The following is a 7,414-nucleotide window of genomic DNA, read 5'->3' on the forward strand; positions in this document are numbered from 1 at the left end:
CGCCCGGCGGGCACGGCCCGGCGCGTCGCCTCGGCCAGCGCGGCGAGCGCGCGCGCGGCCACCGGATCGGCGAGGCGCCAGCACGGCGGAAGGAAGGTGGAGCGCACCCCGAACACCGCGCCCGCAGCGTCGCGCGTGGTCTCTCCCGGCGGCTCCGAAGCGCCGCCGCCGCAGTTGGGGCATCCGTTCCACTGGCTTTCCATCAAGGCGCACCTCCGCTCCTGACAACGCCCGAGCCCCGGCGGCGTTCCCGACGGGCGCGCAGCCGACGGGGTGCCGCCGCGTTAACCCCGGTGAATGCGCCCGCCGCGTCCGGCGCGCAGGCTGCGCCACGGGAAGGGCGGCCGCCGGGGCCGCCCCGCGACAGAGGAGACGCCACCCATGTCCACGCTCAAGGTCATCGAGATCCTCGCGGAATCGCCCGACAGCTTCGACGCGGCCGCCCAGGCGGCGGTCTCGAAGGCGTCGGAATCGCTCCGCGACATCCAGTCGGTCTACGTCAAGGAGATGACCGGCAAGGTCGAGGGCGGCCGCATCGTCAGCTACCGGGTCAACGCCAAGATCACCTTCCGGCTCGACGGCACGGCCGGGGACTGAGGCGGGGTGGAACGGCAGGGCGTCCGGGCACGTTGACCGGGCGCACCGCAACAGCGCCCAAGGGGGATGGCATGCAGACGCCCCTCGAACTCGCCTTCCGCGACATCGAGCCCGACGAGGAGATCAAGGACCTGGTGGCCGGCAAGGTCGCCCATCTCGAGGGCTTCTACGACGGCATCACCAGTTGCCACGTCTACCTGCGCGCGCCCCACCGCAGCCAGCGGCAGGGCAACCGCTACGAGGTGACGATCGAGGTCCGCGTGCCCGGCGACGAACTGGTGGTGCGCTACGACCAGAACGACGTGGCCGAGCACGAGCACCTCGCCGTCGCCATCCGCAACGCCTTCGCGGCCATGGACCGCGAGCTGAAGCGCTGGAAGGACCGCGTGACGGGCGAGATCAAGACCCATGACGGCCCGCTCCAGGGCAAGGTGGTCGAGATCCACCACGACCGCGACTTCGGCCAGATCGTCGCCACCGACCAGCGCCTCGTCTACTTCCACCGCAACAGCGTCGTGGACGGCAGCTTCGACGAGCTGCGCCCCCGCGACCCGGTGGAACTGGTGGTGCAGACCGACGAGAGCGAGCTCGGCCCGCAGGCCAGCACCGTGCGCCGGATCGGCACCATGCAATACGACCCGGCGGCGAAGCCCGCGCGCTGATGCCCGGCGCCGAACGCCTCGACGTCGCCATCCTCGGCGCGGGCACGGCGGGCCTCGCCGCGCGGGCCGAGGTGGCCAAGCGGACCGACAGCTACCGCGTCTTCGATCCGGGGCCGCTCGGCACGCTCTGCGCGCGGACGGCCTGCATGCCCTCCAAGGCCTTCCTGCAATCGGCCCACGACTTCCACCGCCGCCACGCCTTCGCCGGGCTCGGCATCGACGGGGCCGAGGGGCTCTCGGCCGACCCCGCGCGCGTGCTGGCTGAGACGCGCGCGCTGCGCGACGACATGGTGGCGGGCGTGATCGGGGGGATGGCTGAGTGGCGAGCCGGCCACCTCGTGCCCCACGCCGCGCGCTTCGAGCCGGACGGCACGCTGGTGGCGGGCGGACAGCGCTTCCGCCCGCGCGCCAGCGTGATCGCCACCGGCTCGCGCCCGGTCGTGCCGCCCGGCTGGCGGGAACGGTTCGGCGACCGCATCCTCACCTCCGACGACATCTTCGAGCGCCAGGCCCTGCCCCGCCGCATCGCCGTCATGGGCCTCGGTCCGGTGGGGCTGGAACTCGGCCAAGGCCTCGCCCGGCTCGGCCTCGACGTGACCGGCTTCGACCCCGGCCCCACCCTCGGCGGCCTCGCCGATCCCGGGCTCATGCCCCGCCTCCGGGACGCGATCGGGGCGGAGATGCGCCTCGTCCCCGCCGAGGCCGAACCGGAACCGGGGCCCGAGGGGGCGATCCTCATGCGCTGGTCGGGGGGCACGGTCGAGGTCGACGCGGTGCTCGTCGCCATGGGCCGGGCGCCGAACCTCGAGGGGCTCGGGCTCGACGCGCTCGGCGTGCGGCTCGAGGCGGGGCGCGTGGCGGGCCTCGGGCGCGGCCGGCTGAACCCGGAGGGCACGCGGGCCTACTTCGCGGGCGATGCGGGCGCGGGGCCCGCGCTCCTCCACGAGGCCGCAGATGCGGGGCGCGTCGCGGGCCACTTCGCCGCCCGGGCCGAGGACGCCGTCTTCGAGCGCCGCGTGCCCCTGTCCATCGTCTTCTCCCAGCCGCAGGTGGCGCTGGCGGGCGCGGGCTGGGACGAGATCGCGGCGCGCGAGGGCGGGATCGCAATCGGGGCGGCGGCCTTCGACGGCGCGGGGCGGACGCGCCTCCAGCGCGCGGCGGGCGGTGCGGTCCGCATCTACGCCGCGCGCGCGGACGGCCGCCTCCTCGGCGCGGCGCTCCTCGGGCCGGAGGTCGAGCATCTCGCCCACCTCCTCGCCCATGCCATCGGACGCGGCGACGGGGTGGAGGACATCCTGCGGATGCCGGTCTACCATCCGACCCACGAGGAGGTCCTGCGCCGGGCGCTGCGCGACGCGCGGCGGAGCTGCCAGGCCCGTCCGGGCGCGCTCGACGCGATCCGCTGCGAGGACGCTGCCGCGTCCTGATCCGCATCAAGGCGGCGGCCCGCGCCGTCGTGCCACCATGCGCGGCGCGGGTGCGGCGCCATAATGAAGGGGCCACCGCGACGGGTCCGGGATGACGGACCCGGCATGAGGGACGCGGCACGACGGGGCCAGAACGACGGGGCCAGAACGACGGGGCCAGACTGATGGGGCCAGAATGACGGGGGCCAAAACGACGGAGGGCAGACGACCTTGCTGACGAAGCGCATCGACCTCTTCACGATCCTCGGCTTCCGCGTCGGGCTGGACCTCTCGTGGTTCGTCATCGCCGTGCTCGTCACCTGGTCGCTCGCCACGGGCTACTTCCCCGGCGTCCTTCCCGGCCTCGGGCCGCAGGCCGCCTGGTGGCTCGGCGCGGCGGGGGCGCTCGGCCTCTTCGTGTCGATCCTGCTGCACGAGTTCTCGCACGCCATCGTGGCGCGGCGCTTCGACATCCCGATCCGGAACATCACGCTCTTCATCTTCGGCGGCGTCGCCGAGATGGAGGACGAACCGCCCGACGCGCGGTCCGAGTTCTTCATGGCCGCCGCGGGCCCGGTGATGAGCTTCGCGCTCGCCGCCCTGTTCTGGGGCGTCGCGAGCCTGGCGCCGAGCGGGCTCGCGGGCGCGCTCTTCGGCTATCTCGCGCTCATCAACCTGGTGCTGGCGGTCTTCAACCTGGTGCCGGCCTTCCCGCTCGACGGCGGACGCATCTTCCGCGCCGCGATGTGGGGCTGGACGGGCGACTACGCGCGCGCCACGCGGATCGCGGCGGGGCTCGGGCGCGGCTTCGGCGCGGTCCTGATCCTGCTCGGGGTCTGGAACCTCGTCGGCGGAGCGTCTTTCGCGGGCATCTGGCAGGCGCTGATCGGCCTCTTCGTCATCAGCGCGGCGGGCTCGTCGGAGGCGCACATGACCATGCGCACCGGGCTCGAGGGGCTGCGCGTGCGCGACCTCATGGTGCGCCAGCCCATCGCGGTGCCGCACGACACCCCGCTCGAGCGGGTGGTCGAGGACTACTTCTACCGCCACCGCCACACGGTCTTCCCCGTCGTCCGGCACGGTCGCTTCGCGGGCTGCATCCGCATCGAGGACGTGGGCCGCGTGCCGCCCGAGGCGCGCGCGGGCAGGACGGCGCAGGACGTTCTGCCGGAGGAGAGCCCGGCGACCGTGCCGCCCGGCCTTCCGGCGATGGAGGCGCTGCGCGTCATGCAGTCGCGCGGCACGAGCCGCCTGATGGTCGTCGAGGACGGCACGCTCCGCGGCGTGCTGACGATGCGGGACGTGATGGCCCACCTCACGATCCGCGAGGAGCTGGAGGGGCGGGGTCGCCCGGCCTGAACGACGGCAGAAGGGGCGGCAGAAGGGGCGGCGCCGTTTCCGGCCACCGCCCCTTCCCCGCAAGCATCTTCGAGACCTCAGGCCACGAGGCGCAGCCGGAACACGTCGTGCGTGCCGATGTCGGGGTTGCTCTCGCCCTCGGCCATGGCCTTGCGCATCATCTTGAGCCCCACGATCACCGGGTTGTTCCGCGAGGCCCAGACCGACGCCTCGACCGGGGCGAAGCGCATCAGCCGCACGGCCGGGTCGTCACGCCCGTGGTCGAACCACGCAGCCAGCGCGAAGGACCAGATCTCGTCCAGCTTCTCCGCGTCCGTCACCGGCTCCAGCCGGCCCTCGAGGCTCGCGATGTAGCCGTTGCCGTCGGCCTGGAGCGTCAGCCGCGCGCCCTTGCCCATGCCGAGGCTGCGGAAGAGGTCCGTCTCCGACGAGGTGACGAACCAGACCGCCCCGGCCTCGCGGTCGGCGAAGAGCGTCATGGGCTGCGGATGCTGGTCGCTGCCCTCGATCCAGAGAAGGCCGACCCTCTCCTTGTCGAGATGCTTCCAGAGCGCGTCCACGGCCGCGTCATGGTCCTCGGGTCTGTGATCCGTCATGGCTCAGACCCGCGACAAGAGCCGGTCGACCTCGGTGCGGGCCTCGTCCTTGGACTTGCCCAGCCGCTGCTGGAGCATGCCCTCGAGCTGCTCGCGGTCGCCCTTCGCCGCCTCGATGTCGTCGTCGGTCAGCTCGCCGTAGCTCTCGCGCAGGCGGCCCTTGATCTCCTTCCACTTGCCTTCGATCACGTCGCGGTCCATCGCTGGTCTCCTTCTGGAATTGGTCCTTCTGGAAGTGCGGCGGGCCCGTCCCGCGGGCCCGCCATGGTCTCGTTCTTCAACGCGCCGAGCGCGGCGTCGTTCCCGTCACGGCCCGTCAGGGCCCGTCACGGCCCGTCAGGGAGAGCGGCCGCGCACCGCCCGCGCGATCAGGGCGATCACGAAGAGCGCGATGAAGATGAAGAACAGGATCTGCGCGATCCCGGCCGAGGCGCTGGCGATGCCGCCGAACCCGAAGAGGGCCGCGACGAGCGCGATCCCCAGGAATGCAAGTGCCCATCCAAGCATGGTTTTCACTCCTTCTGCATGTGCCGGGAAAGAACCGCGGACACCCCGCTTGGTTCCCGGCCTCACGCCCGCCGCGAGTCCGCCCGGGGCCCGAAGAGCAGCCAGATGATGAAGCCGACCAGCGGCAGGATGATCACCAGAAGGCACCAGAGCACCTTCTTCCCCGTTCCGGCGGAGGAGCCGATGATCGAGATGATCGCCCAGAGGTCCAGGACGAGGAGGATCAGCCCTCCGATGCCCGAGAGTTCCAGCATTTCCATGTCCTTTCGATGAGGTTCGCGGCGTCACTCGTCCACGGGGGCGGGCACGGGGGCGGGTGCTTCGACCGCGTCGGGCGCGACTTCCGTGGGCACGCCGTCCGGCGCCGCCTGCTCCGAGAGCGGCCAGCCGCCCCAGAGGAAGGCCGCGATGATGACGACGGCCACGAAGGCCAGCGCCAGCGTGATGCCGATGATCGGCCCCCGGTGGCGCCGGGTCTGCGTCTCGAGATTGGTCTTCGGAGGGGTCATTGCCTGTCCTGACGTTGCGGTTCCGGTCCTTGGCGGACCAACGCAGGCCTCCGGCCCAGGGTTCCCTCAGGCGTCGGGATCGCCCGCGTGCGGCACCTCGGCGCGGACCTGCCCCCAGGCCAGCAGCGCGAAGACCGCCGTTCCGCCCGCGACGTTGCCCGCGAGCACCGGCACGAAGAAGTCGAGGATGGCGGCCTCCACGGCGAGATCGCGCGTGAAGAGGAGGAACCACATCTCGACGCTGCCGGCGATGATGTGGGTGAAGTCGCCCGCCGCGATCAGCCACGTGAAGAGGACGATCACCAGCACCTCGTTGCCGTGCTGGGCGGGCATCATCCAGACGATGGCCGCCACGATGATCCCGGCCGGGATCGCCTTGAGAAAGGCCGTCCAGGGTGGAAAGCCGGTGGCGTGCTCGGACAGGCCCCGGATCGTCTCGAGGAGCAGCGGCTCGAAGGCGCCCGACCAGGCGAGGAAGGCCGCCGCCACCGCCGCGCCGACGACGTTCGCGCAGAGCACGATCCCCCAGAGCCGCATGACGAGGCGCAGCGTCTCCCCGTCGCGCCGCGCCACGAGCGGCAGGACGGTGGTGATCGTGTTCTCCGTGAAGAGCTGCATCCGCCCCAGGATCACGAGGAGGAAGCCGAAGCTGTAGCCGAGGTTCTCGACGAGATAGCGCCAGTCCGTATCGGGCAGGCTGCGCCTGAAGATCGCCTCGCCGAGGACGGAGAAGGAGATCAGCACGCCCGCCGCCGTCCCCGACCAGATCAGCGAGGGGGTCGGGCGGTGCAACTCCTCGTCGCCGTCCCGCCGGACCACCTCGTAGATCATCTTCGAGGAGAGGCGCCCCGCGTCGCGGATCGCGTCTTCCTGCTGTTCGGGGTCCCTGCCGCCGGTCATGGGGTCACGCGGGCGCGCGAAGGGGTTGGCCCTCCCCGCGCCCCGCCGCGGACGGGCCTCAGCCCGCCTGCAACAGGCTTTCGGTCGAGGCGAAGAACATCGCCTGGCTGACCGCCGCGCGGACCTGTTCCTCCGAATAGGGCTTGGTGATGAGGAACGCGGGTTCCGGCCGCTCCCCGGTCAGGAGCCGCTCGGGGAAGGCGGTGATGAAGATCACCGGCACGTCGCCCAGCCGCTCCAGCAGGTCGTTCACCGCGTCGATCCCCGACGACTTGTCGGCGAGCTGGATGTCCGCGAGGATCAGGTCGGGCCGCTTGCGCTCGCCCACGCCCACCGCGCCCTCGCGCGTGCGGGCGATGTCGCAGACGCGATGCCCCATGCTCTCGACGATGGCGCTGAGGTCCATGGCGATGATCGCCTCGTCCTCGATGATGAGGACCTCGCCCGTCAGCATCCGGCCCATCTCGTCGCGCGCGCGCTCCACGAGGTCGGCCGCCTCGCCGTTCGAGACCGAGAGGATCCGCGCCACGCCCGAGGGAGGGAACCCCTCGATCGCGCTGAGGAGCAGCGCCTCGCGCGTGTTGACGGACAGCCCGCTGAGCCGCCACTGGGCACGCTGCTCCAGCAGCCGGTCGGCGGCGTCGGGGTCCTCGACGAGCGCGCCCGAACTGCTCCAGATCTCGTGGAAGCAGCGGAAGAGCTCGATCCGCGTCTGGTGGCCCGGGTCGATCACCGAAGGATCGCTCACGATCGCCTCGAGCGTCGCCGCCGCGTAGCGGTCGCCGCGCTCCTGCGAGCCGGTCAGCGCGCGCGCGTATCGTCGAAGATAGGGAACATCGCGGGCAAGGGCGTCGCCCAAGCCGCTGTTTTCGCTCGTG

At 72.1% G+C, this 7,414-nt stretch carries 12 protein-coding genes; 4 read left to right on the forward strand and 8 right to left on the reverse strand.

Annotated features, from left to right (window positions below; all coding sequences use genetic code 11):
• A partial coding sequence (locus ACTS11_RS20150; protein ID WP_442642069.1) for a hypothetical protein occupies positions 1 to 206 on the reverse strand: 206 nt, incomplete at its 3' end.
• A 175-nt stretch (positions 207 to 381) separates the two neighbouring features.
• Here ACTS11_RS20150 and ACTS11_RS20155 point away from each other — a divergent pair.
• The 4 genes from ACTS11_RS20155 (at position 382) to ACTS11_RS20170 (ending at position 4,024) form a co-directional block, all read left to right on the forward strand.
• Positions 382 to 597, forward strand: coding sequence for a dodecin family protein (locus ACTS11_RS20155; RefSeq protein WP_442642070.1), 216 nt, complete (start codon positions 382 to 384; stop codon positions 595 to 597).
• A gap of 71 nt (positions 598 to 668) precedes the next feature.
• Entirely contained in the window at positions 669 to 1,259 is a 591-nt protein-coding gene (locus ACTS11_RS20160) for an HPF/RaiA family ribosome-associated protein (RefSeq protein WP_442642071.1), read from the forward strand.
• The gene (locus tag ACTS11_RS20165) at positions 1,259 to 2,686 is read left to right on the forward strand and encodes a dihydrolipoyl dehydrogenase (protein WP_442642072.1); all 1,428 of its coding nucleotides are present in this window, start codon (positions 1,259 to 1,261) and stop codon (positions 2,684 to 2,686) included. Before ACTS11_RS20160 ends, ACTS11_RS20165 begins: the two co-directional genes overlap by 1 nt.
• Positions 2,687 to 2,896: 210 nt before the next feature.
• Complete coding sequence (locus ACTS11_RS20170; protein WP_442642073.1) at positions 2,897 to 4,024, forward strand: site-2 protease family protein; 1,128 nt, start codon at positions 2,897 to 2,899, stop codon at positions 4,022 to 4,024.
• A gap of 77 nt (positions 4,025 to 4,101) precedes the next feature.
• On the opposite strand, the gene ACTS11_RS20175 is transcribed toward ACTS11_RS20170, so the two are convergent.
• The 7 genes from ACTS11_RS20175 to ACTS11_RS20205 all read right to left on the reverse strand — a co-directional run bounded on the left by ACTS11_RS20175 (position 4,102) and on the right by ACTS11_RS20205 (position 7,395).
• Positions 4,102 to 4,620 carry a pyridoxamine 5'-phosphate oxidase family protein gene (locus ACTS11_RS20175; protein WP_442642074.1) on the reverse strand — a complete coding sequence of 173 codons (519 nt, stop codon included), beginning with the start codon at positions 4,618 to 4,620 and terminating at the stop codon, positions 4,102 to 4,104.
• Between the two features lie 3 nt (positions 4,621 to 4,623).
• Positions 4,624 to 4,821: a CsbD family protein gene (locus tag ACTS11_RS20180; RefSeq protein ID WP_442642075.1), complete on the reverse strand. Its 198-nt coding sequence runs from the start codon at positions 4,819 to 4,821 to the stop codon at positions 4,624 to 4,626.
• 135 nt (positions 4,822 to 4,956) lie between these two features.
• Entirely contained in the window at positions 4,957 to 5,127 is a 171-nt protein-coding gene (locus tag ACTS11_RS20185) for a DUF1328 domain-containing protein (protein ID WP_442642076.1), read from the reverse strand.
• A 62-nt stretch (positions 5,128 to 5,189) separates the two neighbouring features.
• Positions 5,190 to 5,381, reverse strand: a complete 192-nt coding sequence (locus tag ACTS11_RS20190) for a PLD nuclease N-terminal domain-containing protein (RefSeq protein WP_442642077.1) — start codon at positions 5,379 to 5,381, stop codon at positions 5,190 to 5,192.
• A 30-nt stretch (positions 5,382 to 5,411) separates the two neighbouring features.
• Complete coding sequence (locus tag ACTS11_RS20195) at positions 5,412 to 5,636, reverse strand: hypothetical protein (RefSeq protein ID WP_442642078.1); 225 nt, start codon at positions 5,634 to 5,636, stop codon at positions 5,412 to 5,414.
• A 66-nt stretch (positions 5,637 to 5,702) separates the two neighbouring features.
• Positions 5,703 to 6,536: a formate/nitrite transporter family protein gene (locus tag ACTS11_RS20200; RefSeq protein ID WP_442642079.1), complete on the reverse strand. Its 834-nt coding sequence runs from the start codon at positions 6,534 to 6,536 to the stop codon at positions 5,703 to 5,705.
• A 58-nt stretch (positions 6,537 to 6,594) separates the two neighbouring features.
• Positions 6,595 to 7,395 (reverse strand): response regulator, encoded by an 801-nt coding sequence (locus ACTS11_RS20205; RefSeq protein ID WP_442642080.1) that lies wholly within the window; start codon positions 7,393 to 7,395, stop codon positions 6,595 to 6,597.
• Positions 7,396 to 7,414 lie beyond the last annotated feature (19 nt).

The sequence above is a fragment of the Roseicyclus sp. genome, from assembly GCF_052168335.1.
Taxonomy (GTDB): domain Bacteria; phylum Pseudomonadota; class Alphaproteobacteria; order Rhodobacterales; family Rhodobacteraceae; genus Roseibacterium.